Origin of the sequence: Williamsia sp. Leaf354 (assembly GCF_001424365.1) — a bacterium.
In the GTDB taxonomy this organism is placed as follows: Bacteria; Actinomycetota; Actinomycetes; order Mycobacteriales; family Mycobacteriaceae; genus Williamsia_A.
Genome location: NZ_LMPL01000002.1, coordinates 166,870 through 193,823 on the forward strand (window position 1 = coordinate 166,870; position 26,954 = coordinate 193,823).

Annotated in this window: 22 protein-coding genes; 10 read left to right on the forward strand and 12 right to left on the reverse strand. The window is 68.7% G+C overall.

Features of this window, described 5'->3' with window-relative positions:
* Positions 1-24 precede the first annotated feature (24 nt).
* Both ASG12_RS08850 and ASG12_RS08855 read left to right on the forward strand, forming a co-directional pair.
* Positions 25-891 (forward strand): oxidoreductase, encoded by an 867-nt coding sequence (locus ASG12_RS08850; RefSeq protein ID WP_055788299.1) that lies wholly within the window; start codon positions 25-27, stop codon positions 889-891.
* Positions 892-1,036: 145 nt separating this feature from the next.
* A complete protein-coding gene (locus tag ASG12_RS08855; protein WP_055788303.1) occupies positions 1,037-2,029 on the forward strand; it encodes a fumarylacetoacetate hydrolase family protein in 993 nt (330 codons plus the stop codon).
* A gap of 22 nt (positions 2,030-2,051) precedes the next feature.
* Here the strand turns inward: ASG12_RS08855 and ASG12_RS08860 are convergent, their stop codons facing one another.
* Complete coding sequence (locus ASG12_RS08860) at positions 2,052-2,660, reverse strand: luciferase domain-containing protein (protein WP_055788306.1); 609 nt, start codon at positions 2,658-2,660, stop codon at positions 2,052-2,054.
* A gap of 151 nt (positions 2,661-2,811) precedes the next feature.
* Between ASG12_RS08860 and ASG12_RS08865 the strand changes: the two genes are divergently transcribed.
* Entirely contained in the window at positions 2,812-4,125 is a 1,314-nt protein-coding gene (locus tag ASG12_RS08865) for a cytochrome P450 (protein ID WP_055788309.1), read from the forward strand.
* A 24-nt stretch (positions 4,126-4,149) separates the two neighbouring features.
* Here ASG12_RS08865 and car read toward each other — a convergent pair whose 3' ends face one another.
* The 5 genes from car to ASG12_RS08890 form a co-directional block, all read right to left on the reverse strand.
* Positions 4,150-7,716 carry a carboxylic acid reductase gene (gene car / locus ASG12_RS08870; protein ID WP_082501814.1) on the reverse strand — a complete coding sequence of 1,189 codons (3,567 nt, stop codon included), beginning with the start codon at positions 7,714-7,716 and terminating at the stop codon, positions 4,150-4,152.
* A gap of 119 nt (positions 7,717-7,835) precedes the next feature.
* Positions 7,836-8,369, reverse strand: a complete 534-nt coding sequence (locus ASG12_RS08875; RefSeq protein ID WP_055788312.1) for a hypothetical protein — start codon at positions 8,367-8,369, stop codon at positions 7,836-7,838.
* A 58-nt stretch (positions 8,370-8,427) separates the two neighbouring features.
* The gene (locus ASG12_RS08880; protein ID WP_055788315.1) at positions 8,428-9,396 is read right to left on the reverse strand and encodes a GGDEF domain-containing protein; all 969 of its coding nucleotides are present in this window, start codon (positions 9,394-9,396) and stop codon (positions 8,428-8,430) included.
* A gap of 136 nt (positions 9,397-9,532) precedes the next feature.
* On the reverse strand, positions 9,533-9,961 hold the full coding sequence (locus ASG12_RS08885; protein ID WP_055788318.1) for a hypothetical protein: 429 nt from the start codon (positions 9,959-9,961) through the stop codon (positions 9,533-9,535).
* A 15-nt stretch (positions 9,962-9,976) separates the two neighbouring features.
* A complete protein-coding gene (locus tag ASG12_RS08890; protein WP_055788321.1) occupies positions 9,977-14,074 on the reverse strand; it encodes a bifunctional nitrate reductase/sulfite reductase flavoprotein subunit alpha in 4,098 nt (1,365 codons plus the stop codon).
* 233 nt (positions 14,075-14,307) lie between these two features.
* Between ASG12_RS08890 and ASG12_RS08895 the strand changes: the two genes are divergently transcribed.
* From ASG12_RS08895 to ASG12_RS08915, 5 genes are all read left to right on the forward strand, one after another.
* Complete coding sequence (locus ASG12_RS08895; RefSeq protein WP_045822823.1) at positions 14,308-14,820, forward strand: OsmC family protein; 513 nt, start codon at positions 14,308-14,310, stop codon at positions 14,818-14,820.
* A gap of 43 nt (positions 14,821-14,863) precedes the next feature.
* Positions 14,864-16,177, forward strand: a complete 1,314-nt coding sequence (locus ASG12_RS08900; protein ID WP_055788324.1) for an O-acetylhomoserine aminocarboxypropyltransferase/cysteine synthase family protein — start codon at positions 14,864-14,866, stop codon at positions 16,175-16,177.
* Positions 16,170-16,661, forward strand: a complete 492-nt coding sequence (locus ASG12_RS08905) for a CoA-binding protein (protein ID WP_045822821.1) — start codon at positions 16,170-16,172, stop codon at positions 16,659-16,661. The genes ASG12_RS08900 and ASG12_RS08905 overlap by 8 nt, the downstream gene beginning before the upstream one ends.
* A 27-nt stretch (positions 16,662-16,688) precedes the next feature.
* Positions 16,689-18,542 (forward strand): glycoside hydrolase family 15 protein, encoded by a 1,854-nt coding sequence (locus tag ASG12_RS08910; protein ID WP_055788327.1) that lies wholly within the window; start codon positions 16,689-16,691, stop codon positions 18,540-18,542.
* Between the two features lie 75 nt (positions 18,543-18,617).
* Positions 18,618-19,769 (forward strand): GNAT family N-acetyltransferase, encoded by a 1,152-nt coding sequence (locus ASG12_RS08915; protein WP_055788328.1) that lies wholly within the window; start codon positions 18,618-18,620, stop codon positions 19,767-19,769.
* 49 nt (positions 19,770-19,818) lie between these two features.
* Here the strand turns inward: ASG12_RS08915 and ASG12_RS08920 are convergent, their stop codons facing one another.
* Positions 19,819-20,736: an alpha/beta fold hydrolase gene (locus ASG12_RS08920; RefSeq protein WP_055788331.1), complete on the reverse strand. Its 918-nt coding sequence runs from the start codon at positions 20,734-20,736 to the stop codon at positions 19,819-19,821.
* 94 nt (positions 20,737-20,830) lie between these two features.
* On the opposite strand from ASG12_RS08920, the gene cynS reads away from it, so the two are divergent.
* The gene (gene cynS, locus ASG12_RS08925) at positions 20,831-21,283 is read left to right on the forward strand and encodes a cyanase (RefSeq protein ID WP_055789364.1); all 453 of its coding nucleotides are present in this window, start codon (positions 20,831-20,833) and stop codon (positions 21,281-21,283) included.
* On the opposite strand, the gene ASG12_RS08930 is transcribed toward cynS, so the two are convergent.
* Genes ASG12_RS08930 through ASG12_RS08945 form a run of 4 tightly spaced genes read right to left on the reverse strand, consistent with a single transcriptional unit; the run spans position 21,270 to position 24,589 of the window.
* Positions 21,270-22,712 (reverse strand): glucose-6-phosphate dehydrogenase, encoded by a 1,443-nt coding sequence (locus ASG12_RS08930; RefSeq protein ID WP_055788334.1) that lies wholly within the window; start codon positions 22,710-22,712, stop codon positions 21,270-21,272. The two genes, cynS and ASG12_RS08930, sit on opposite strands and share 14 nt — an antisense overlap.
* Before the next feature lie 57 nt (positions 22,713-22,769).
* Positions 22,770-23,237: a nitroreductase/quinone reductase family protein gene (locus tag ASG12_RS08935; RefSeq protein ID WP_055788337.1), complete on the reverse strand. Its 468-nt coding sequence runs from the start codon at positions 23,235-23,237 to the stop codon at positions 22,770-22,772.
* Positions 23,238-23,282: 45 nt separating this feature from the next.
* Positions 23,283-24,161: an alpha/beta fold hydrolase gene (locus ASG12_RS08940; protein ID WP_055788340.1), complete on the reverse strand. Its 879-nt coding sequence runs from the start codon at positions 24,159-24,161 to the stop codon at positions 23,283-23,285.
* Positions 24,158-24,589: a type II toxin-antitoxin system Rv0910 family toxin gene (locus ASG12_RS08945; RefSeq protein ID WP_055788344.1), complete on the reverse strand. Its 432-nt coding sequence runs from the start codon at positions 24,587-24,589 to the stop codon at positions 24,158-24,160. The genes ASG12_RS08940 and ASG12_RS08945 overlap by 4 nt, the downstream gene beginning before the upstream one ends.
* Before the next feature lie 255 nt (positions 24,590-24,844).
* On the opposite strand from ASG12_RS08945, the gene ASG12_RS08950 reads away from it, so the two are divergent.
* Positions 24,845-25,708, forward strand: a complete 864-nt coding sequence (locus ASG12_RS08950) for a cyclopropane mycolic acid synthase family methyltransferase (RefSeq protein ID WP_055789367.1) — start codon at positions 24,845-24,847, stop codon at positions 25,706-25,708.
* Between the two features lie 33 nt (positions 25,709-25,741).
* On the opposite strand, the gene ASG12_RS08955 is transcribed toward ASG12_RS08950, so the two are convergent.
* Positions 25,742-26,848 (reverse strand): glycosyltransferase, encoded by a 1,107-nt coding sequence (locus ASG12_RS08955; protein WP_055788347.1) that lies wholly within the window; start codon positions 26,846-26,848, stop codon positions 25,742-25,744.
* Between the last annotated feature and the right edge of the window lie 106 nt (positions 26,849-26,954).

The window sequence follows — 26,954 nt, forward strand, 5'->3', positions numbered from 1 at the left end:
CGCGATCGTCCGTAGCATCGAGGGATGGACGACGCGATCGCGACCGCGGGGGTCTTCCCCCTCTCCGACGACATCACCGTGACCCGGATGGGTTACGGCGCCATGCAATTGGCCGGTCCGCACGTGTTCGGCCCGCCGGCCGACCGCGACGCCGCGGTGGCCGTGCTGCGCGCCGTGGTCGACGCCGGGATCACCCACGTCGACACCAGCGACTTCTATGGACCGCACGTCACGAACCAGATCATCCGCGAGGCCCTGCACCCCTACCCGGACGATCTGCACATCGTCACCAAGGTGGGTGCTCGTCGCGACGCGGAGGGCAACTGGCCGTCGGCGCTGTCGCGCGACGACCTGCGATCCGCCGTGCACGACAACCTGACGAACCTCGGACTCGACGCCCTCGACGTGGTGAACCTGCGGGTCGGTGGGTTCGGTGAGGCCACTCCCGGTTCGTTGGCCGAGCCCTTCACGCACCTCGTCGAGATGCAGCGGGAGGGGCTGATCAGACACCTCGGCGTCAGCAACGTGAACGCCGAGCAGGTGGCCGAGGCGCGATCGATCGCCCCGATCGTCTGCGTGCAGAACAACTACAACGTGGCCCACCGCGTCGACGACGCGCTCGTCGACGAGCTCGCCGCGGACGGGATCGGCTTCGTGCCCTATTTCCCGCTCGGTGGGTTCTCGCCGCTGCAATCCGAGCGACTCGACGCCGTCGCGGCGCGCCTGCAGGCGTCCCCGATGAGCGTGGCCCTTGCGTGGCTGCTCGCGCGCTCCCCCAACATCCTTCTGATCCCCGGCACCTCCTCGCGTGAACACCTGCGGGAGAACATCGCCGCCGCGGCCCTCGAACTCCCCGCCGACGCGATGGCCGAACTCGACGCCATCGGCTGACACACCCGTCGTCCATCCGACCGAGCGCCCCGTCCTCTGTGGAGATCTCCTGTCGCCGTGCAGAAGGACGTGCCCGCAACATCTGTTGACGTAGGGTCTGAGCCCAACCGGTCCCGACGACGGGACCACGGTCGGAGGGTGGACGATGCGGGTACGTACGGTCGGATCGGGCGAGACGCCAGCGGTCGCCGCGTGGCACGAGACGTCGCAGCAGTGGATCGACCTCGACGCGGCGGCGCAGGCGCTCGACCCCGCCGCGCGCGGCGAATCTACCCGCGACGTGCTCGCGTTCCTCGCCGCCCGCGAACGCGGTCGCGACATCGCTGCATCCCTGATGGACCGTGCGGTCGCCGAGGGCGTCGCCGTGGCGACGCCGACGCCCGCCCGACCGCTGCAGCCGGCGTCGCTGCGCTGCTTCATGGGATGGGAACAGCACTGGAGCCAGGCCGCCCACCAACTCGTACGGCGCAACATCCCCGCCGCGATGCCGTTCATCCGCGGTGTCGAGATGGTGACCCGCAAGGACTTCCCTGCGCTGCGCCCCGGGGCGTCGTTCTCCGATCACCCGATGTACTACACCGGCAACCACCTGACGATCCTTGGCGACGGCGATGTCGTCCCGTGGCCGTCGTACTCCGATCTGCTCGATTTCGAGCTCGAGTTCGGGATGATCGTGGACCGGCCCCTGCGCGACGCCACGTCCGCCCAGGGCGCCGACGCCATCGGCGGCTTCGTCGTGTTCAACGATCTCAGCGCCCGCGACACCCAGTGGGACGAACAACGCAACGGTTCGTTCGGACCCGTCGTGAAGACGAAGACCTTCGCCAGTTCGATGGGGTCGGTCGTCGTCACCGCCGATGAGGTTCTCGATCGACTCGACGATTTGTCGGCGTCGGTGGTGGTCGACGGCGAGACGTGGTCGTCCACCGGCACAGCCGGGCTGCGGTGGGGACCCGGAGACACCGTCGCCTACGCGAGCCGGGGCGAAGACGTGTTCCCCGGCGAGATGATGACCTCGGGCACGTTGCCGTCGGGCTGCGGGTTGGAACTGGATCGGTGGATCGCGCCGGGCAACACCGTGACTCTCTCCATCGACGTCATCGGCTCGGTCACCAACGCCATCGGAGCCAAGGGCTGATCGGCCGACCGCGGCGCCGGGGTCATCGCGCGGTGTGCATCACCCGATTGATGATCTGCTCCACGACTGCCTGTTCGTCATCGGTGCGCGGGGCGTAGAGGAACAGGTAGCTGTCGGGCAGTCCGATCCTGCCCGCGAGTGGGTGTCGTTCGCCCCACCCGCGGTCGACGATCTCGTGGACGTCGTCGGGTGCGGCGACCACGTGCATCGATCCCTGTCCGTGTACGTGCGCGATCTCGCCGTGGGCGTCTCGGGCCCAGGCGGTGCCGGGTTCGGTACAGAACAGGGCGTCTCCGCGCTTCTCGAACCGGCTGCGTTCGAGGTGAAAGCCGTTGTCCTCGGCGGCGTCTCGCAGCCGCGACTCCAGACCGGCCACACGGGCCGCGTCGGCGTCGGCGCCGGTCTCCCGGTGCGGGATCGGGTACGGCGCGATGGAGGGTCGGGGTCCCTCGCGGTCGGGTAGGTGTAGACGGTGGACGTCATCGCCGGCTGGTTCGTCGCCGCTGACGTCGAGTGGATCGCGGCCCCACGGTCGCAGTGCGCTGGTGATGACCCAGCCGATCTGGTTCGCGGGCAGTCCGCCGGGCCCCAACTCTTTCCATCCCCGGTAGTTCTGGGCCAGTCGGTTCATCGGTGTTCTCCTGTCTGTGCAGGTGGGGGTATCTCGGCGGCGGGCTGTCATACCCGCGCGCGCTTGTGCACACTTGTGCACAAAGAGCATCATGACAGTGAGTCGTGTCACGTGCGCAGAAGGTGGGATGAGGATGAGTCGGGGAAACGCAGTGCGGATGAGGTTGAGATGGTTTGCGATGCACGGATTCCTGCGCTTCGTCGCCGGTCGTGCCGCTGCCGCAGGTGATCTGCAGGCACGGCTGATCGCCGATCCTTCGGCGCGCAAGGACCCGACCGGCCTGTACGGCGAGATCCGTGAGGCCGCTCCTGTGGTGCGTTCGCGGTTGGCGAGCGTGACCGTCGACCACGGGATCGTGTACGACACGCTGCGGTCCGACGACTTCCGCACGATCGTTCTCGGGTCCCGGCTCCCCGGTCCGCTGAAATGGATCGAGGAGCGGACGCGGTCGGGGGCGCTGCACCCGCTGCGCCCGCCGTCGTTGCTGGCCACCGAGCCGCCCGAGCACACCACCTATCGCAAGCTGGTGTCATCGGTGTTCACGGCGCGTGCGGTCGCGGCGTTGCGCGACAACGTGCAGGAGACGGCCGACCGTCTGCTCGACGGGCTGATGGACCAGAGCGGTCCGATCGACATCGTGGAGCGTTACTGCGCGGAACTGCCGGTCGCGGTCATCAGCGACATCCTCGGTGTCCCCGAGTCCGAACGCGGTCGCGTGTTGGAATTCGGTGAGCTCGCCGCGCCGAGCCTCGACATGGGCCTCACCTGGGCGCAGTTCACCCGGGTCGAGACCGGACTCCTCGGCTTCGACCAGTGGCTCTCGGACCACCTCGCGACACTGCGCCGCAACCCCGGCGACGACCTCATGAGCCAGCTGATCCGGGCGACCGAGGACGGGGTGTCACTGACCGACGACGAGTTGCGGGCCACGGCCGGACTGGTGCTGGCCGCGGGATTCGAGACCACCGTCAACATCCTGGGCAGCGGGATCGACCTGCTCATCAAGCACCCCGAGCAGCTGGCGCTCCTGCAGGAGGATCCCTCACTGTGGGCCAATGCCGCCGACGAGATGCTGCGACTGCAGGCCCCGGTCCAGATCACCGCGCGCGTCGCGCGCCGTGACGTCGAGGTCGGCGGCGAGGCGCTGTCGAAGGGTGACCTGGTGGTGCTGGTCCTCGCCGGCGCCAACCGTGACCCGAAGGTCTTCACCGATCCCGAACGTTTCGACGTGACGCGGGAGAACGCCAACAAGCACCTGTCGTTCTCCGGCGGACGACACTTCTGCCTGGGCTCGGCGTTGGCCAGGGCGGAGACCGAGGTCGGACTGAAGTCCTTGTTCGACCGGTTCCCGCAGATCACCTCGGCCGGTCAGGGCACCAAACGCGACACCCGCGTGCTCAACGGGTTCGCGCGCCTTCCGGTGCTCCTGGCACAGCCCAGCCGCGAGAGCGCCCACAGCCGTTAGCTGCAGGCGCCCTCGCGGACGAGGTCAGCGGGCGGCGTCGACCAGCCCCAGCGACCGCAGATCGGCGACGTACTTGGCGATGAGCTCGGCACTGAGGTGCGGGATCTCGCCGTTGTCACCGATACGCGCCTCGGCCACCGCCGCGGCGAAGCGCCGCGACGGGATGGCCGACCCGGCGATTGCCACGTCGGGTTCGGCGAACGCGTGGAGCAGTGGCAGCAGCGACGCCCGCCGCTGCGCCTCGGGCAACGCACGGATCGAGGTCTCGAATCGTGCGACCCACGAGGCGTAGTCGTCGATGCGGGTCACCGCGACACCGCTGTCGATCAGCCAGTCGACGACGGTGTCCAGTGAGATGCCGTCGTCGTGCGGGTTCACGACGTTGTAGGTCTCGTACCCCTTGTGCACCGAGGAACCGAGGTCGGTGATGGCGGTCGCGGTGAAGTCCGCGGGCAGGCCGTCGTAGTGCGCCCGCGGTCGATCGGTCGAACCGTCATCGGACCGATAGAACGAACCGGGCGCCACGCCGCTCGCCATCACGCTCAGCACCAGCCGTGTGAACATGTCCGGGACGTTGAGCTGGCCACCGAATGTGCTGTGGGCCAGGATCATGTCCGAGCGGAACACCGCCACCGGCAGCTCGCAGAGGTCGTGCGCCTCGCGGAGCAGGACCTCCCCGGCCCACTTGCTGTTGCCGTATCCGTTCGCGTAGGTCTCGTCGACCGACCGTCGCGCACTGGCCGAACGGATGTCGAGGTCCTCGTCGAGGATCGACGGTCCGCCGTCGGCGGCGACGCCGACGGTCGACAGGTACGTGATCGGCTTCACGCGGCTCGTCAGTGCCAGCGCGATCAGCTCGGCGGTCCCCACCACGTTCGGTCCGAACAGCTGGTCGTACGGCAGCACGTGGTTGACGAGGGCGGCGGGATGGACGATGAGATCGACCTCGTCGGCCAGACGCTGCCACGTTGACGCGTCGAGTCCCAGGTCGGTGTCGGCGATGTCGCCGGCGAGCACCTCCAGTCGACGACCCGCCAGTTCCCGGAAACGGGAGAGCAGTTCCGGATCGCCGCTGTCGAAAGCGGATTCGAGGCGGGCGCGGGCGTCGTCGGCGTCACGCCCGCGGATGATGCACACCAACCGGCCGTCGGAGGCGTCGAGACGTTCCAGCCATTCCAGGCACAGGAAGCGGCCAAGGTAGCCGTTCGCCCCGGTCAGCAACACGGTGCCCGGCTTCTCCGGGGCCCGGGGCAGTGACGGTGCAGCCGAGAGGGTCTCGGCGTCGATGAACTTGTCGAGTGTGAGCTGTTCGGCGAACACCTCGGTGGCACCCTTGCCGTGCACCGAGGTGAAGGTGGGCCGCACGGCGCCCGCGCGTGCACGCTCGATGTGCTCGGCGATGGCGCTCAGATCGGTGGCCGCGCTCATCAGCACACCGACCGGGATCTCGACGTCGAAGATGTCGGTCAACAGGTTCGAGAACGTCAGCGCCGACAGCGAGTCGCCACCGAGATCGGAGAACCGGACACTCCCCTCGACCTGACCCGAGCCTCCCACCGTGGCCATCGCCGCACGGGTGACCGTCTCGAGAACCGGGCGGTCGTTGCCATGGCGGCGCAGGTCACGCAGCTCGTCGTTCTGCCCGTCGGCGAGCTGGGTGTACAGCGCCTCGAGGCTGCCGCGGTAGTGCTCCGTGAGCGCCGGTCGCAAAAGCTTGCCGACGCCGGAGAGCAGACCGGCCTCGCGGGTGAACGGCGACCGCTCGACGATGATGTCGCGCGGGATCTCGTACGAGTTCAGTCCGGCGCCGCGGGCGCTCTCGCCGATGGCGTCGAGCAGTCGGGTACGCAACTGCGCGTCGGAGTCGATCTCGGCCGACACCTCGTCGGTGGGCACCACGACGGCGAGCAGGAACGCGCGAGAGCTGTTGCCGTAGACGAAGATCTGAGCGACGCCGTCAGCGGTGACGAAGATGGACTCGAGTCGTGACACCGCGACGAACTCGCCCTGGGAGAGCTTGAGGACGTTCTTGCGGCGATCGAGGTAGACGAGGTGGCCCGGTTCGGTCTCGGCCATGATGTCGCCGGTCAGGTAGAAGCCGTCGTCGTCGAAGACCTCGGCGGTGACCGCGTCACGCTTGTAGTAGCCGGGGAACATCGAGTCCGATTTCAGGACCAGTTCGCCGCGCGGATGCGGGGTGTCGCTGGTGTGATAGCCCAGTTCGGGGACGTCGATCAGCTTGTACTCGGTGACCGGCGGTTGGTTGACGACGCCGTTGATGAGCACCGGACCGGCCTCGGTGGAGCCGTAACCGTCGACGAGGGGTACGTCGGCGCAGGTGGTGATGAACTCGGCCATCTCCGGCGCGAGTGGCGCGGTGCCACACATCGCCGACAGGACGCGTCCGCCGAGCAGCTCCTCCCGCAACTCGGCCTTCACCGCGTCCTCGACGGCACCGACATCGGTGGCGTCGGCGTCGAGTCGGTGGTCGACCTGACTGCGGAAGCGCTGGAAGATCATGTCGCACACGCGTGGGACGAGCATCAGCGCGGTCGGGCGGACCAGCGCGAGATCCTCGAGCAGGGTCGACAGATCGCTGGCGGCGACGAAGTACGCGGTACCGCCGCTGCCGAGGGTCTTGGCGAGGACGGCTCGGCCGGCGACGTGGCTCATCGGCATGTAGTTGACCGAGATCTCGGGGATCGCGCCGGTGTCGAACCAGAACGTGGTCCACAGGCGGGCGACGTTGCGTGTCGGGTACATGGCGCCCTTGGGCGTTCCGGTGCTGCCCGAGGTGTAGATCAGGGTCGCGAGCGCGTCGGCCCAGGTGTCCTGCGCGCCGGATTCGGGTGTGCCGAAGGCGGGGACGGCGGGGGCGGTGCGACCGCGGTCGACGGTGTCGGCCAGGGTCTCGAACGCGGTGTCCGTGCCGGACAGGCGCTCTCGGGCCTGCGCGATCAGGTCGCGGTGGTCGTCGTCGTCGGTGAAGTTGTCGAACACGACCAGCCGGGAGGGTGCGAAACCGGTGGTGATGAGCTCGACGGCGTCGGCGAGGTGATCGATCGACACCGCGAACACGGTGGGTTCGGTCTCGGTGATGATCGGGGCGAGGGCCGCGGGGGTGGCGCTGGTCTGCAGCGGCACGCTCACCGCGCCGAGGTGCGCGCAGGCGAGGTCGATCACGGCGTAGTCGACGCTGGTGAAGCCGAGGGTCGTGACGAACTGCCCGGGCCGGACGAACTCCGCCCATCCGGCGGCGACGGCCGCGATGCGGTCGGCGAGCTCGCCGTAGGTGACGGTGTCGAAGCGTGGCACGAGGGTGCGGGTGGTGCGGCCGGTGGACGCGTCGGTGGTCGTCTCGGTGGCACGCGTGCCCAGTGCCGGTCGGTCGGCGTACGCCTGAAGGACGGTGGAGATGACGACGGCGAGCGGGGTGTCGGGGTCGTGGGACCCGGAGAGATCCGGGTTCGGGAGGGCCGCGGCGACCTGCGGGTCGTTCTCGGTCAGTCGATGGAGCCGCTCGGCGACGTGGGCGTCGAGCTCGTCGCGGCTCGGGGTGTCGGCGGTGTCGTCCTGGGTGGGTGTGCTCATCTCGTGCCCTCCTGTCGCACTCCCGCATCAGCGGGTGGCTCGGCCGTACGTCGAGCCTTAGTACCGCTAACGAAGGGCGGAGGCCGTGATATTTCCGCTGTCGATGTGGCGAATGTCTCTCAGGATGACTCGTCGTCGGAATAGGGCGATTCGCCCGTATCCAGCGGCAATGACGGATCGGCGAGGTACGCGATCGTCTCATCGACTCGACCGGCGATGACGCCTGGGGGTTGGTAGACGAGCCGTCCCGGCAGGCGTTCCAGCGCCGAGATGGCGTCGTCGAACGGCGCCAACGCGTCGTCGCCCCCGGGGACCGAGCCGGTCCCGACGGCGACGAGTCGGCCGTCGAGGGCGAGGACCGCGTCGTCGAGCCGCTCGAGCGCGGCCGCCGAGACGGGGTCGGCGCGCAGGGTGTGGTTCTCGTGGACCAGCGCGATGGCGTACCGGAGGCGGCGATGCAGCAGCGGAGCGGGATCGTCGGATGCGGCCCATTCGCGTGGCGCGGTGCCCGGACGGCCGGGGAGAACATCGGTGGAGCGGGCGAAGCGGCGCACGCGCACCATGGAGTCGATCACGAACCACGCGACGCCGGCGAGCACGGCCACCGCGAACACGATGGTGACGACGACGATGAGGAGCGACACGTCCGTCATTGTCTCTCCCCTGGTTCACGAGCCGACACCGCGCCCCGCCGCGCGGGCCGGTGGTGGGTCAGGACGCCGAGGCGATGTCGCCGCGACGACGCGACTTCTCGAGGTACATGGCGGAGTCGGCCCGCCGCCACGCCCCGTCGAGTCCGTCGGCGGGTTCGTAACGCCCGACACCGACCGACGCTGATATCGCGTTCGCGGACAACGTCTCCCGGATCGCCGCCACCACCTGGCCGACGACGCGCAGCGGTGATCCGCCGATGAGGATGCCGTATTCGTCGCCGCCGGTACGGGCGAAGACCGCGGGTACGTCCACCGCGGATGTCAGCAACGCCGCGACCCGCCGCAGGTGGTCGTCACCGGCGTGGTGACCGTGGGTGTCGTTGGTGCGTTTGAGGTCGTCGAGGTCGATCACCACCACCGCGCCGGGATCGCCGAAGCGACGGAATCGTGATTCCTCGACCGCCAGCATGCTCTCCCACCCACGTCGGTTGAGCAGCCCGGTCAGGGCGTCGGTGTCGGCATGGCGGTGTGCGGCCTCGAGCGCGCGCTCGGCCGCAGTCGCCTGCAGGTCGGCTTCGAGGATCCGGGACAGCAGCGACGCGAGCAGGGTGATGAGTTCGGTATGGGTGTCGGCGTCGAGCGGCAGACGCTCGCGGCCGAATCCGCAGACCGAACCGAACAGCGTTCCATCGGATTTCGCGAGCGGGAAACCGACATAGCTCGTCGCCGGCGACCCGGTGAGGTCGATCACCGCGGCATACTCGGGCACCGCGCGCATGTCATGGGCGATCAGCGGGCCGCCGTCGGGGGTCAGGTTCTGACACATCGCACTCGACCACGCCACCGCCGAACCCGCACTCACGCCGAGATCGGTGTCGTCGACGGTCAGGTAGATCTGGCGCTCACCGTCGAAACGGGTGACCGTCCAGGTGCCGATCGGGAAGACCCGTCGCAGATGGTCGAGAACATCCTGCGATGCCTCGTCGAAGCGAGGTCGTGACCGCTGTAGCGGGGGTGCCGAGTGCATCCGCGCTCCTCAGTCCGATGAACCCTCCCCCATGGAGAGCTCGATGCCAACGACCTGTCATCGTTCGATGTCACAATATCGTTACGGCCGATGCGGTGCGCGGCGCGGACGCCTTGTGACGATCTCCTACCGCGCGTCAGTGCCCGAGCAGGCGTGGGAGCCGGTGTTGGATCCGCTTGGCCGTCACGAGTCGACTCGTGAAGGCCACCGCGAGTGAGGCCAACAGCATCCCGGAACTGACGATCCATGCATCCGCGAACGAGGTGCTGCGCCCCACGGCATTGCCGCTGAAGCCCAACGTGACCCCGCTGAGGACCGCGGAACCGAAGGCCGGATACGACGCCTTCGTCTCCAACTTGATCTTCCAGTCCACGGCATCGCGCCGGAGGTCGGCGATCGAACGCTCCGAGGGGGTCGCACCGCGTGACTCCCGTCGTGCTGCTTCGATCGCGAGCTCGAGATCAGGGTCGTGCGGGGCGTTCCAGGCGCGGGTCAGCGACCAGATCCAGCCGAGGACGATCACGACATCGCAGATGGCGAAGGCCACCGTGCTGATGTTCGTCACACCGCCGATGGTAGGTCAGTAGACGTCGCGCACGTATCGCTTGTCGGCGGCGAGCGCTTTCACGTAGGCCTCGGCGCTGTGCGGGGCGAGACGCCCGTATTGGGCCACGACGCCCTTGAGCGCCGCGTCGACGTCGCGGGCCATGCGCGTCGCGTCACCGCACACGTAGATCGATGCACCCCGATGCAGCCAGTCCCAGATCTCGGAGCCGTGCTCGCGCATCCGGTCCTGTACGTAGACCTTGTCGGCCTGATCGCGCGAGAACGCGACGTCGAGCCGTGTGAGCACGCCCTCGTCGAGCATCGTCGTCAGTTCGTCGCGGTAGTAGAAGTCGGTGGCCTCGTGTTGCTCGCCGAAGAACAGCCAGTTGGGTCCGGTGTGACCCAGCGCGCGCCGCTCCTGGAGGAACGCGCGGAAGGGCGCGACGCCGGTGCCCGGCCCGATCATGATCATCGGGGTCTCGGGATCGGCCGGGGGACGGAAATGCGTCGACTTCTGGACGAAGATGCCGATCTCGTCGTCGTCGGCGTGATCGGCGAGATAGGTCGAGCACACGCCTCGTCGGGGTGTGCCGTGCAGATTGTGTCGCACGGCCGACACCGTCAGCTGTACCTCGTCGGGATGGTCGAGTGGACTCGACGAGATCGAGTAGAGCCGGGGCTGCATCGGTTTGAGCACGGCCAGCCAGTCACGGATGCCGGCGCGGACAGGGTGGGCGGCGAGCAGATCGAGCGACTGCCTCCCCCACGTCCAGTCATTGAGCCGGTCGCGGTTCTCGGGCAGCATCATCGCCTCGAGATCGACGTCATTGGTGCGACGCACCACGAAGCGCAGCAGATCGGGGGTGATGCGCGCTATCTCGAGATCGTCGCGGAGCGCGTCACGCAGAGGCCGCGGTGCACGGCCGTCGAGGTCGACCGTGGCGTCGCCGTCGAGGCCCGTGAGCGTCAGCCACTCGTCGACCAGGTGCGTGCTGTTGCGGGGCCACACGCCGAGCGCGTCGCCGGTCTCGTAGCTCAGTGTGTCGGCGGGAAGGTGAAAGCCGAAGTGACGGACATCTTTCGCCGATCCGGCGCCGGACAGCGGTGTGTTGCGGATCAGGCGTGTGCGCAGCGGCGACTTCCTGCTGTATCCGGCGGGCTCGGACGGCGCGGTCGTCGGCACGGACGGGGCGCCGACGGGTGCGGCGGGGGCCAGTCGTGCGGTGACCGTCTGCAGCCACCCGGCGGCGGTCTCGGCGAACTCGGGTTCGCAATCGGCACGCTCGGCGATGCGGTCGGCACCCAGCTCGGCCAGCCGTGAATCGAGTTTGCGGCCGTGGCCGCAGAAGTCGTCGTAGTTGGAGTCGCCGAAGGCGAGCACCGAGTACCGCACGCCGCGCAGATCGGGCGCGTCCGGAGCGGTCACCTGATCCCAGAACGCGGCGCCGTTGTCGGGGGCATCGCCGTCGCCGGTGGTGCTGGTGATCATCAGCGCCGCGTCGTGGTGCGCGAGATCGGCCACGGAGAAGTCGTCCATGGAGCGCAGGGTGACCCCGACACCGGTGTCGGCCAGGTGGGCCGCGGCGGTGGCCGCGAACTCCTCCGCGGTCCCCGTCTGCGATGCGCACAGCACGACTGCCGTGGTCGTCGGCGTCGATCCGGTGTCGTCGGCGATGCCTCCCGACGGCACGGTGCGCGACCAGATGCCGGCGAGCACGCCGTCGACGTAGGCGCGGGCGGCCGGCGACAGCGGCGCGTGGGCGGGAACGGTCGGCACCGAGCCGACGGGTGCGTCACCGACCGGCGCGGCCTGCAGACCCGCGACGAGGCCCGCGACCCAGGTCCGTTCGGAGGCGGTGAGTTCGACGACGTCGGACGCAGAGACCCCCAGGGCCCGGCCGATCGGCCCCATCGAGTCGGTGATCGCCGGAGACGGGGCCTCACCGGGAGCGGGCACGACCGACGACTCCGCGGCGGGTCCCACCCGGACGAGTCGCACCGCGCAGAACTTGAACTCGGGTTGCTGCGACGCCGGGTCGATGGCGTCGTTGGTGACGGCGTTGATCGCCAGGTTCTCGCCGAACACGTCGCTCCAGTGGAAGGGTGCGAAGCATCCACCGGGGCGGATCCGGTCGCTGATCGTCGCGGGGAGCACGGCCGTACCGCGGCGTGAGGCGATCTCGACCCGGTCACCGTTCGAGATACCCAGGGACGCAGCGTCGTCGGGGTGGATCTCGACGAAGGGCCCCGGGTTGAGTCTGTTCAACTTGGCGACCCGACCGGTCTTGGTCATGGTGTGCCACTGGTGCGGTAGCCGGCCGGTGTTGAGGACGAACGGATGGTCGTCGTCGGGCATCTCGGCGGGGTCCATGGCCGGTCGGGCGAGGAACTGCGCGCGACCGTTCGGGGTCGCGAAGGCCAGGCGGGGCGTCGTGCCGTCGGGCCGGGTCAGCAGGTTCTGGCTGACACCGTCGTTGAGGTAACGGATGGGATGGCGCGACTGCGTCGACGTCGGTGGGCAGGGCCATTGGATCGGTGACTCGCGCAGGCGGTCGTAGGCCACGCCCCGCAGGTCGTATCCGGTGTTCGGGTTCGCGAAACCGACGATCTCGTCGAACACCTCCTCGGCGGTCGCGAAGTCGAAGGCCTCGCCGAACCCGAGTTCGCGTGCCATGAGCGCGATGAGCTGCCAGTCGGGCAGGCAGTCGTCGGGTGCCGGCACACCGGGTCGGAAGAGTGTGAGGGTCCGCTCGGAGTTGACCATCACCCCCTCGGATTCGGTCCACGACGTCGCCGGCAGCACGACGTCGGCGTAGGCGTTGGTCTCGGTGTCGACGAACGTGTCCTGGGTGATCACCAGCTCGGCGCGTTCGAGTCCCGCGATGACCGTCGATCGATTCGCCACGCTGGCAACGGGATTGGTGCAGATGATCCAGCATGCCTTGATCTCGCCCTGCGCCATGCGGGAGAACATGTCGATGGTGCCCGCGCCCGCCTCGGTGCGCAGCGACCCCGCACGCAGACGCCACGCGTCCTCGACGAACGAGCGATCGGCGTCGACGAGGACACTGCGCTGGCCGGGTAGCCCCGGCCCCATGTAGCCCATCTCGCGGCCACCCATCGCGTTCGGCTGACCGGTGAGTGAGAACGGGCCACTGCCGGTGCGGCAGATCGCCCCGGTCGCCAGGTGCAGATTGCACAACGCGTTGGTGTTCCACGTCCCGTGGGTCGACTGGTTGAGGCCCATGGTCCAGCAGCTCATCCAGTCGTCGGCCTCGGCGATCCACCGCGCGGCGGTCCGCAGGTCGGACTCGTCGACACCGCATCTCTCGCTCACCACGGCCGGGGTGTACTCAGCCAGGAACTCCACCAGTCCCTCCCAGCCGTCGGTGAACTCGGTGATGAAGTCGTGATCGACCGCATCGGCCTCGACGAGCAGGTGGAGCAGACCGTTCATCAGCCACAGATCGGTGCCGGGGGCGATCTGCAGGAACAGATCTGCCTTGTCGGCGGTGGCGGTCCGGCGCGGATCCACCACGATGAGGCGCGCACCGGACTTGATCCGGTCGAGCATCCGCAGATGCAGGATCGGGTGGCAGTCGGCCATGTTGGCGCCGGTGACGAAGAACAGATCGGCATGGTCGAAGTCGTCGTAGGAGCCGGGCGGCCCGTCGGCACCGAGCGACTGCTTGTAGCCGGTGCCGGCGCTGGCCATGCACAGTCGGGAGTTCGATTCGATGTGCGACGTCCGGAGGTAGCCCTTCGCGAGCTTCGTCGCCAGGTACTGCGCCTCCAGCGACATCTGTCCGGATACATAGATCGCGACCGCGTCGGGGCCGTGCTCGTCGACGATGGCGCGGAGTCGACGCGCGGCGAGACCGATGGCGTCGGATGTCGCGGTCGGGACCGCGGCGCCCCCGCGTTCGGCGCGGACGAGAGCGGTGTGCAGACGACCGGGCGCGGCGAGCATGTCGGCCGTGGTGGCGCCTTTGGTGCACAGACGTCCGGCGTTGCTGGGGTGTGCGGTGTCCCCCGAGGTCTTGGTGACGACGTCGCCGCCGTCGGGACCACGGCCGATCTGCAGGACCATGCCGCACCCCACGCCGCAGTACGCGCACAGGGATCTGACCATGGCCCCATGGTGGCGGCGCGGGCTCTCGCGGCGATTACCTCGCTGTGTGTCGGAGGTGACGATCTCCTCACCGCGCCCCGCTCGTGCGGGTGAGCGCGGGACATCCGTATCGGATCACCTCGATCGGAACCCATCGGTGCAGATCAGAGGCATCGACGAATGTCGTCGGCCGGTTCGGTGACCGGTCCTCGGCCTAGCGTGAACAGACCATCCACCGCGCGAGAGGACCGGTCATGACCACTTCCACCACCCACATCGGCGGCGTGATCGCCGCGACCGCGGACGCGATCGCATCAGACCCGACGAACGCGCATGCGCTGTTCCGCGGTGCTGCGGTCGCTCACGACGCGGTCGCGAGCACGATCCGTCTGGGCCAGTACAGCGTCGAGGTCGATGAACCGCCGGCGCTCGGCGGCGAGAACACCGCGCCGAACCCGGTCGAGTACTACCTCGCCTCGCTGCTGTCATGCCAGGTGGTGACCTACCGGTTCTGGGCGGAGAAGCTGGGGATCTCCGTCGACGACATCTCGGCGACGGCCGAGGGCGACCTCGACGTCAACGGGTTCTTCGGGTTCGACGACGACGTCCGTGCGGGGTTCGGGGAAGTGCGGCTGGAGATCACCGTGACCGGCCCCGAGTCGCAGGAACGCTACGACGAACTGCAGGCCGCGGTGGATGCGCACTGCCCCGTCCTCGACCTCACCCGCAACGCCACGCCGGTGCACACCACCCTGCGCGTCGGTTGAGTCGCCGCAGCCGGCTCGACACCACGGTGGTAGAACTCGCAGGGTGAGCGACCACGAATTCGGCTTGCGTACCCGGGCGATTCACGCGGGGGCCCGCGTCGACCCGCACACCGGTGCCCGAGCCATCCCGATCTACCAGACCGCCAGCTATGTCTTCGCCGACGCCGACGACGCCGGAGACCTCTTCGCCCTGCAGAAGTACGGCAACATCTACAGCCGAATCGGCAACCCCACGGTCGCTGCGTTCGAGGAGCGGATGGCCAGCCTCGAGGGTGGGATCGGGGCGGTCGCGACCGCCAGCGGTCTGTCGGCGGAGTTCGCCGTCTTCGCGACGCTGGCCGGTGCCGGCGACCACATCGTCGCCGCGGCCGGACTCTACGGCGGAACGGTCACCCAGCTCGACGTGACGTTGCGTCGCTTCGGGATCGAGACGACCTTCGTCGGCGGCACCGATCCGGCCGATTACGCCGCGGCCATCACCGATCGCACCAAATTGGTCTACGCCGAGGTGATCGGCAACCCGTCGGGCGAGATCGCCGACCTCGAGGGGTTGGCGGCCGTGGCCCACGACCACGGACTCCCCCTGGTCGTCGACTCCACCATGGCGACCCCGTGGCTGTGCCGACCGATCGAACACGGTGCCGACGTGGTGGTCCATTCGGCCACGAAGTTCCTCGGCGGGCACGGCACCACCCTCGGTGGGGTGATCGTCGAATCGGGCCGATTCGACTGGGGCTCGGGCCGGTTCCCGGCCATGACCGAGCCCGTCGCCTCCTACGGTGGGCTCACCTGGTGGGGCAACTTCGGCGAGTACGGGTTCCTCACCAAGGTCCGCAGCGAGCAGGTCCGCGACCTCGGTGCCAGCCTCGCCCCGACCTCGGCGTTCCAACTGATCCAGGGCATCGAGACCCTGCCGCAGCGGATGGACGCGCACATGTCCAACGCGCGGGCGGTCGCGCAGTGGCTCGACGCCGACCCCCGCGTCACCTATGTCCGGTGGGCGGGGCTGCCCGACCACCCCCACGCCGAGCGTGCGGCGAAGTACCTCCCGGCCGGGCCGGGCGCGGTGTTCGCGTTCGGTATCGCCGGTGGTCGCGACGCCGGTCGTGCCTTCGTCGAGAACGTCCGTCTGGCCAGTCACGTCGCGAACATCGGCGACGTGCGGACCCTCGTGATCCACCCCGGCAGCACCACGCACCGGCAGTTGACCGCCGAGCAGCTCGAGGCCGCGGGCGTTCCCGACGACCTCATCCGCATCAGTGTCGGCATCGAGGACATCGAGGACATCCTCTGGGATCTCGACCAGGCGCTGGCCGCGGCGACGGCCACCGCGGAGGAGGCGAACTCCGATGTCTGACACCAGGACCTGGGTGGGCCCCACGGCCGCACAACGCCGGACCATCCTCACCGAGACACGGACGATCGCCATCGTCGGTGCCTCGAAGAACCCCGCACGCGCCAGCTACTTCGTGAACAAGTACCTGTCGTCGACCTCGGACTACACCATCTGGTTGGTCAACCCCACGATCGACGACATCGAGGGCACCACCGTGTACCCGACGCTCGCCGATCTCCCCGGTACCCCCGACCTCGTGGACGTGTTCCGCAAACACGACGATCTGCCCCAGGTGGCCGAGGAGGCCATCGCCGTGGGTGCGCGCACCCTGTGGTTGCAGTTGGGTCTGTGGCACGAGGACGTCGCGCACCGGGCGGAGGAGGCGGGGCTGCGCGTGGTGATGGACCGCTGCATCAAGATCGAGCACGCGCGCTTCCACGGCGGGCTGCACCTCGCAGGTTTCGACACCGGCGTGATCGACTCGCGTCGTCGGTCGGGTCTGTGACCGGCTGATCTGCGCCCTACTGCCACTATGGGGAGTGTGACCCGCAACGACGCCACCAGGCCCACGACCGACGACTCGGTCGACGGCTACCTCCCCATCGCCGATCACGGTGTCATCGGTGATCTGCGCACCGCCGCACTGGTCGGCATCGACGGTCGTATCGACTGGTTCTGCTGCCCGCGCTTCGACTCGCCGAGTGTGTTCGGCTCGCTCCTCGACTCGTCGAAGGGCGGATCCTGGGACATGTCGATGGTCGACGGACTCGTGTCGACGAAGCAGTTCTATCTCCCCGACTCCAACGTCCTCGTGACGCGGTTCATGAGCGAGGACGGCGTCGCCGAGGTGCAGGACCTGATGCCGCTGGCCAAGCCCCGGGACCCCGATCACCGGACCCGGATCGTGCGCCGCATCGAATGCGTCCGCGGGCGCGTCACCATGTCGATGCGCCTCGATCCCGCCTTCGACTACGGACGCGCCGAGCACACGGCCACAGCCGTCGACGACACCCACGTCACGCTCACCGGTGGCGACCTGACGTTGTACCTCGCGGCCGACGTGCCGCTCGAGGTCGACGGTGGCGTCGTGACCTCGCGCATGCAGCTCGGTGTCGGCGAGGCCGCCACCTTCAGCCTCGGTGCCGACGAGATCCCGGACGACGAACGCGATTCCGAGGCGTCGGAGCACATCATCCACGCGACGGTGCGGTTCTGGCAGTCGTGGTTGGCGCAGTCGAACTACACCGGTCGCTGGCGCGAGATGGTGCACCGCTCCGCGCTCGCGCTGAAGCTCATGACGCATGAGCCGACCGGTGCGATCGTCGCGTCGGTCACCACCGCGCTGCCCGAGGAGATCGGCGGCGAACGCAACTGGGACTACCGATACGTGTGGATCCGGGACGCGGCGTTCTCGCTCTACGGCCTGCTGCGACTCGGATTCAACGACGAGGCGGCGGCGTTCATGGGCTGGCTGACGCGGCGGTTCAGCGACGGCGGCGGCGCCGACGGCCGCCCTCTGCGTCTGATGTACACGATCGACGGTGAGGCGCCCCCGGACGAGAAGCCGCTCGAGCACTGGGAGGGCTACCGCGGGTCGACGCCGGTGAACGTCGGCAACGGCGCGACCAACCAGATGCAACTCGACATCTACGGCGAACTGATCGACTCGGTGTACCTGTTCAACAAGTACGGGCCGGGTATCTCGTGGAACTCGTGGAACGAGTTGTGCGGGGTGATGTCCTGGCTCGTGGACAACTGGGACCAGTCCGACGAGAGCATCTGGGAGGTGCGGTCGGAGTCGCAGAACTTCGTCTACTCGCGACTGATGTGTTGGGTCGCGTTCGAGCGCATGATCCGGATGAGCCGACAGCGCGGACTGCCCGGTGATGTCGCGACGTGGATGCGGACCCGCGACGAGATCTTCGATCAGATCATGACCAAGGGGTGGAACGAGTCTCGTCAGTCGTTCACGCAGACCTTCGAGTCCGACCGACTCGACGCGTCGCTGTTGCTGATCCCGGCCGTGAAGCTGCTCTCCCCCACCGATCCACGATTCCTGGCCACACTGGAGGCCATCGAGGGCCAGTTGGTGAGCGACTCGCTGGTGTTCCGTTATGACGCGAGCGATCATGACGACGGCCTCAGCGGTACCGAGGGCACCTTCTCGCTCTGTTCGTTCTGGTACGTCGAGGCGCTCACTCGGGTCGGTCGGCGGGCCGACGCCCGCCTGGCGATGGAGAAGATGTTCACCCACGCCAACCATCTCGGCCTCTACGCCGAGCAGGTGGGCCTCACCGGCGAACAACTCGGCAACTTCCCCCAGGCGTTCACCCACCTCGCCCTGATCAGCGCCGCCTACAATCTGGACCGCGAACTCGGCGTGTGACGCGCCGGTCGACCGCTGTCGACGGGTCGGTGGAACCGAGCGCACCCACCGAGAACAGTCCAGACTGGACACATCATGACCGAGCAGCATTCGCCGATGGATCAGGCCGAGTCGTCGCCGAGGCGCGCGGCGTCACCCGGGCAATCCGTCGAGCTGACAGCCGGCGGGGTGCCGGTGGTCGAGCGCGACTTCTTCATCGAGGAGTTCCGCGGGGTCACGATCGTGGTCGCCCTCAGCGCCGTGACCTCCACCGCCCGGACCGCGATCCGACGAACCGTCGGTGAGTTCGCCTCGGGTGACACGCGGTTCGTCTTCGTCGTCCCGGTCGATCGGGTGGCGGAGGTGACCGAGGCAATCGACGCTCTGGCCGTGGAACGGTCGGCCACATGGGACGACAGGACGGTCGCCCGCCTGTGGCTCGCGATCGCGGACTCGCATCGCGTCGTGATCGGCGCGGAGGCATCAGAGGTCGCACGCACCGCCGGATCGGTGTCCGCGAGCGTCCGGGCCTCGAAGATGGTGCTCACCGATGCCGGTGGCGGCTGGGGCACGCCGTGTAGGAGCTTCGCCGACATCGACGCGCACCGCGACCTACTCGTCGCGCACCTCGCCGGGCGCGGGCTCGACGACTTCGTACCCGCCGCGCACGAGGCGCTCGCCGGTGGCGCCTACAGCGTGAACCTCTGTCGCGCGGAGGATCTCGAGTTCGAGCTGCTCACCTTCGAGGGCCGTGGAACCGTGCTCACGCAGGGTCGATACCTGCATCTCGCGTCGCTACAGGTCGACGACTTCCCCGCGATCGAGGCCCTCGTGGAGCAGGGTGTGCGGGAGGGTGTGCTCAAGCAGCGGAGCCGGCTGGAGGTCGCGCGTCTGGCGGTCGGCGGGCTGGGCGCGCGGGTGCTGCGCACCGGCCACCTCGCGGGCGTCGTGGGGCTCGAGGTGGACCGGTACGCCGGAACAGGATTCGGCGAGGTGTCGGGTCTGATCACCGTGGCGGAGTTCTCCGGGCTCGGTGCCGGGGGTCTGCTCGTCGACGGATTGTCGGCGCGATGTCGTGACCGAGGTATCACGACCCTGTTCGCGGTGACGGTCAGCGCCGATGCGGCGCAGTTCTTCCTGCGGCGCGGTTTCGACGAGGTCGGCCCACAGGACGTACCGCCTGCGAAATGGGACGGCTACGACACCGACCGTCTGACACAGGCCCGCTGCTTCGTGAAACAGGTGTGAGTCGGGGTGCCACCGGCGGTGCTCTCGCGCGGTGAGACCGATTGTGCCGTCACGGGTTGAGATCGGCGATGAACCGGTCGACGCGCTCGGCGATCTCCTCGGGACGCTCGCCGTTGATCGCATGGGACGCACCGGCCCACACCTCGACCTCGGCGCCGGGCACCTCTCGCGCGGTCCGTGCGGCGCGCTGCGGGTCGTGGACGATGCTCTCGCCCGCGATGATCGCCAGGACAGGTGTGGTGATCGCCCGCAGTTCCGCAACGGACGGTCGCGCAGGCTGCGGCATCGACTGACGGAAGTCGCGCATTCCCGAGGCGATGAGACGCCCCTCGGGGACCGCGTCCGAGACGGTCGCGCCGCCGGCGGTCATCGCGAGAAGCCGGTGGCGTAGGGAATCCGGGAGGCCGGGGATGACGCTGCCCATCGACACCGCGATCATCTTCGCGGTCAACGGCGCGAACGTGTTCGCCGGATCCAGGAGAACCGCCGATGCGACGCGTTCGGGCCGGCGCATGACGCACTGCCCGACCAGCCACCCTCCGACGCTGACGCCGAGCAGGTGAACGTGCTCGAGATCGAGGGCGGCCAGTGCCTCGTCGATCCACCTCACCGCGTCGTCGTTGTCGCGGATCGGCGCGGTCTGGGTGCTGGCGCCCGGCTCCCCGATCGAATCGAGGGACCATACGTCTCGATCTCCCACCAGGGTCTGGATGTTCGAGCGCCACAACGGAGTCGAGGCCTGGCGGCCGGCGAGGAGGACCAGGGGTGTGCCGCCTCGGGTGCCCCAGCGGTAGGCCCGGACCCGTCCGAAAGAGGTGTGGGCACTGGCGACCTCGTCAGGAGACGGGAGCAGACCCATGCCGTCGAGGTAGGCGGCGGCGAACCGCTCGAAGCCCGGCCGGCCGCGGAAGTGGCCCACATCCGGTGTACGCCCGATGTTCGGGTCGAGGAACACGCCGCGGTCCATGCGGCGAGCCTAACCGTCGACACAGCAGGTGTCCGCCCACCTTCTGCGCCGCGCTCGACGGGCGCCCGGCCGTCCGGTCGGAGATGCTGTGGAGGTGAACAGAAGCGAACTGACCGAACTCATCGTCGCGCGCCGCATCGAGGCGGGGGTGACGTGGCAGGACCTCGCCGACGCGGTCGACCGCCCCGTCGTGTGGACGACCGCGGCATTGTTGGGGCAGCACCCCATCCCCCGCCCGGAGGCGGAGATCCTCGTGGAGAAGCTGGGCCTGCCCACCGATGTGGTCGCACTGCTGGGTGCGGTGCCGGTTCGAGGGACCGGTCGTGATGTCGCGGTGAGCGATCCGACCATCTACCGGCTCTACGAGGCGTTGGCCGTCTACGGTCCTGCGCTCAAGGAGCTGATCCACGAGAAGTTCGGCGACGGCATCATGAGCGCCATCAACTTCAGCCTCGACATCGACAAGGTGCCGCATGACTCCGGCGACCGTGTGGTGATCACCTTCGACGGGAAGTTCCTGCCGTACGACTGGGTCAGCGGCCGCTGACGAACCAGCCCACCGGGTCGGCCAGGGCGTCGGCGGCGTGCGGGCCCATCGAGCCGGGTGCGTAGGACGCGATCGCCGGCGGGTTGTCGAGCAACGGTGCCGCGACCTCCCACACGTGGGCCAGTCCGTCGGGACGGGTGAACAGCGAACGATCGCCGTCGAGCACGTCGAAGAGCAGACGTGAATACGGTGACAGGCCACCGCCGTTGGTCTCGATGGAGCTCAGCGGCAATTCCATGTGCGCCACCGAGAGTTCCTCACCGGGGCCGGGTGTCTTCACCGTCAGCGTGATGTCGATCTCGCCGTCACCGGACAGATCGAAGGTCAGCGCCGCGCCGTCGGCGGGCAGATGGGTGACCGGGCCGTCCTCGGGTCGACGGAAGACCAGCGTCACGCGTTGCGCGGAGACGCCCAGCATCTTCCCGGTCCGCAACACGAACGGGACGTCGCGCCACCGGTCGGTGTCGACCCACATCCGTGCAGCGACATAGGTGTCGGTGTCGGAGTCGTCGGCGATGCCCTCGGTGTCCCGGTAGCCCTCATACTGACCGAGCACCACCTCGTCGGTGTCGATGGGGCGGAACGCCGCGATCACCGACTCCCGCGCGGTCTGCAGGTCGTCGGCGCGCAGGCTCAGCGGCGGCTCCATGGCCACCTCGGCCGCCACCTGGAACAGGTGGGTGACGAGCATGTCCAGCACCGCACCGGTGGCGTCGTAGAACTCGGCACGGTCGTCGATGTCGAGGGTCTCGGGGATGTCGATCTGCACCTGCTCGACGTGTTCCCGGTTCCACAGGCCGGCGAACATGCCGTTGGCGAACCGGATGATGTGCAGGTTCTGGGTGCTCTCCTTGCCGAGGAAGTGGTCGATCCGATAGACCTGCTTCTCGTCGAACACCTCGTGTACCGCGACGTCGAGCTCCTCGAACGACTTCTGTGAGGTGCCGAAGGGCTTCTCGTAGACCACCCGGGCACCCTCGTCGAGTCCGTGCTCGCCGAGCGCCTTCGTGTAATCGGTGAACGTGGCCGGCGGCAGGGCGATGTAGTGCACGAGTTGGACGTCGTCGCCGCTGAAGTCCCCTGCCCCGTCGTCGCCACCGTTGCGGATCTCGTCGATGACGTCGGGGAGCTGTCCGGGATCGTCGACCGTGAATCCCCCACCGGCGAAACGGAGATTCTTCGCGAACGCGTCCCAGTGGTCGTCGGTCCCGTCGCCGAACTCGGTCAGCGCGTCGGCGACGTGTTGCCGGAACTCGTCGTCGGTGCGCTCGCCGCGACCGTTGCCGATGAGCTTCCACCGCGTCGGCAGCAGCTCGCGTTGGGCGAGTTCGTAGAAGGCGGGCAGCACCATCCGTTTGGCGAGATCGCCGGTGGCACCGAACAAGACGAAGACCGTGGGGGTGTCGGCCCCTGAGGTGGAGTCGGGCATGGCTCCACTATGCCCCACGCGCGGTGGTGGGTGCCGAGCAGCGCTCGACCGGCCTGCTCAGCGTCGGGTGAGGACGAAGACCGGGATGGTCCGGTCGGTGCGTTGTTCGTAGAGACGGAAATTGGGCCACACGTCGAGGAGTTCGGCCCACAGCGCGGGCCGGTCGTCACCCGCCTCACGCCACGACACCTCGATCGGGGTGCCGTCGACGACGATCTCGGCGGAATCGGTGGCGCGCAGGTTGTACACCCATGTCGGGGTCTTGGGGTTGCCGAAATACGAGCCGGCGATCAGCCATTCACCGTTGCTGCGCGGTGCGCACAGCAACGGGGTCGATCGCAGGACGCCGCTCTTGCGGCCCGGGACCCGCAGCATGAGGTTGGGGAGTCCCGCGATGTCGAGCAGGCTGACCCGCCCGCCCGTGACACGTTGCAGGCGACTGTCGGTCTTCTCGATCAGCGGCAGTGCTTTCGGCATCCAGGGGATGGCGCCGATGCGGACGGCGAGCGGAGTGAGCAGACCCATGTCTCGACGGTAGTCGGCCCGCGCGACGGGATCCGACCGTCCCGGCTAACCCGATCGGTGACCGGGCGCGACCGGGCGCCGCGTGCGGGCAGGCTGTCGCTGGAACTCCAGGAGAAGACGTGCGACCGCATCGGGGTCCTCGACCTGCGGGAAGTGACCGACGCCGGGGAGGATCTCGAGCCGGCTCGCCGGCATCGCCTCGTGCGCCGCATGGGCGTGCGCCACGGGGATGACCGCGTCGTCGTCACCCCAGATGAGCAGGGTGGGCATCCCCTCGTTGAGATGCAGTTTGCCCATCGCGCTGACCGCCTGTCCGCGGTGGTCGACGACCGCGCGCAGGGTGCGCAGGAACGCCGCGCGGGTCTCCCGGTCACCGAGGGACCGGTGTGCGCGCCACATCTCGTTCGCTCGGGGGGCACGCAGGCCGCGGTCCCCCAACCACGACGCCACCTTGTTGCCGGCGGTGATCACCGGCGCCGCGGCGATGACGGGCATCAGCAGCTCTGCGCCCGGGGCGGCGAGCAGCCGCAGGGTCCAGCTGACGTCGGGCCCGAGGCCCCCGCTGCTGATCAGCGCGAGTCGTTGGCAGTACTCGGGGTGCTGGTAGCTGAACTGCATCGCGACGCCGCCGCCGAGCGACTGGCCGACGACGGTCACGCGGTCGATGTCGAGTTCGTCGAGCAGGTCGCGCAGCCAGGCCGCGAACGAGCCCAGCGAGTAGTCACCTCGCGGCTTGCCCGACGCCCCGTGACCGGGCAGGTCGGGGGCCAGGACGCGATGATGCCGCGCGAGCTCCGGGATCACGTCGCGCCAGGTGGCCGAGCTCCCGGCCATCCCGTGGATCAGCAGGATGACCTCGCCGCGACCGACGTCCCGGTAGGCGGCGGGCTCACCGTTGATGGTGACGGTCGACAGGGTGGTCATGAGCCCAGGGCGGCGAGGTTGTCCACCGACCGCCGGACGTCGGACTCGATGACGCGTGCGACCAGCGAACCGACAGGACCGCTGAGGAGGCCACCACTGAGGGTCGCGGTGAGGTCGAAACGGGAACCGGAGTCGACCGAGGCGACCGTCATCGACAGGTCGATCTTCACCCCGCCCCGACCGGTGCCCTGCAGTCCGATCCGTTCGGGCTCGTCGTAGGTCGTGACCGTCCAGCTGATGACGTTGCGGAAGCCCTTCACCTTGATGAGCGACTTCACCGAGGCGCCCTTCTCGATCCGGCTGGGCACCTCCGACCGCCACCCACCGAAGATCGTCAGCCATTCATCGAAACGACCCAGGTCCGATGCGAGTGCCCAGGCGTCGGCCGGGGACAGGTCGGAATCGACCGTCACGGTCACACTTGCCACAGTGGGTGTCCTTCGCATCGGGGTGCGGCGACGCGTACCGCCGCCTTCCGGCCGACGCTACCGGTGAACGCGGTCCGTGGTCGCCCCACCGCCCCACCTGCCGCGGCGTGGGTGTGATCTGGCGCACCGGTAAGGTGACCGGCGACGATGCTCTGCGGACCACATCGGCCCAGCCCACGGCCGAGGTGCCCGTACGAGCCACGATCCTCCGCATCGGTGGATCAGGGGGAACACCACGGAAGGAAGATGGCACCCATGACCGAGCTGGACCCGTTCTACGAGGATGTGCAGGCGCACTACGACCTCTCCAACGATTTCTTCGACCTGTTCCTCGACCCGTCGCGGATGTACAGCTGCGCCTACTTCGAAGAGGACGACTACACCCTCGAGCAGGCGCAGTACGCGAAGATCGACCTCTCCCTCGGCAAGCTGGGGCTCGAGCCGGGGATGACGTTGCTCGACGTCGGTTGCGGCTGGGGCACCACCATCAAGCGCGCGATGGAGACCTACGACGTCAACGTCATCGGACTCACACTGAGCAAGAACCAGTACGAGCTCGTGAACGCCTCCCTGGCCGAGGCCACACCCGAGGGACGGACCGCCGAGGTGCGTCTGCAGGGCTGGGAGGAGTTCGACCAGCCCGTCGACCGCATCGTGAGCATCGGCGCCTTCGAGCACTTCCGCGCCGAGCGCTACCCCCAGTTCTTCGAGAAGACCTACAACCTGCTGCCCGCCGACGGTCGCATGCTGCTGCACACCATCGTCGCGTTCAACCGCCACGTGATCCGCGAGAAGGGGCTGCCCATCACCCGCGAGGTGCTGCAGTTCGCGCGATTCATCGCCAACGAGATCTTCCCGGGCGGGCAGCTCCCCGAGCCCCACGACGTCGAGCGCGAGTCGACCGCGGCGGGATTCACGGTCGAGAAGATCCAGCCGTTGCAGCAGCACTACGCCCGCACGCTCGACATCTGGGCGGCCGCGCTGGAGAAGCGTCGCGAGGACGCGATCCGCATCGCCTCGGAGGATGTGTACAACACCTACATCCACTACCTGACCGGGTGCGCCGACTACTTCCGCAACGGCTACATCGACGTCATGCAGTTCACGCTGGCCAAGTAACCCTCGGCCGCCGATCCGCCCCTCGACCCCCGGTCACGACCGGGGGTCGAGCACGTCGAGCATGCCCCGCACCGCCGACGGCCAGCCGTAGTCCTCGGCACGGAGACGCGCGCTGACCCGTCCACCCGACGACAGTGCGAACACCGACCGCACCCCGTCGGCGAACTCGCCGGTGGTGTTGCCGGCGATCGCGCCGCAGCGGTCGGTCACCATCTCGGCGACCGCCGAGGTGCGTGAGGCGACGACCGGTGTCCCCGCGGCGAGTGACTCCAGCGCGGACAGGCAGAAGGTCTCGTGTGGTCCGGGAGCCAGTGCGACGTCGGCGGCGGCGAGCAGCTCGGCGACCCGGGTCCGGTTGTCGAGGAAGCCGGTGAACTCGACCGGGAGGCCGGCGGCGCGGCGCGTCAACGAGGCCCGGCGCGGACCGTCTCCCGCGATCACCAATCGTGCGTCGACGCCGGCGGCGAGCAACCCGGCGCAGGTGTCGATGCTGCGTTCGACGTGCTTCTCGACCGAGAGACGCCCGCAGTGCACGAGTAGGTGCGAGGACCTGCCCCGCCAGGCGTCGACGGTGGCGGTGTTGCGCCGGCGGGGGTGGAACAGGTCGAGATCGACCCCGAGGGGCACGCGGTGGACGTTCGTCGCGCCGATCCGATCGAACTCGGCGCGGGCGAAGGCGGTGGTGCACACCACCGCGTCGTATCCCGCCGCGGTGCGCGCGTTGGCGATGTCGGCCGCGGCGCGAGCCCAGCGTGCGGGCATCACCTGACCGAGGAGACGGTCGAGGCGTTCGTGGCTGATCATCACCGACGCGATCCCGCGACGGCGCGCCCACGGGCCGAGGCCGCGCAGTGTCAGCCGATCCGAGACCTCCAGCGCGTCCGGTGCGAGTCCGACGAGGAGGTCGGTCACCCGTCGCGGATCGGCCACCCGATAGCCGCCGGTGCCCGGGATCCTGATGGCGGGCACGGTGATGCGCGCGACGCCCGAGGCGAGGACCTCCTCCGATGCCGCACGACCCGGGACGATCACCGTGACGCAGTGGCCGTGATCGGTGTACCCACGTCCCAATTGGTCGACAGCGGTCCGGAGACCGCCGGAGCGCGGACCGTAGAAGTTCGCGACCTGCACGATGCGCATGACCCGCAGTGTCCCCGGGGTGCGACGCCGTCGTGTTACGCCGAGATGACCGGCGGCACAACATGTACACAATTCATCCCGCCGGTTTCGTGACGTCGCACAAAGC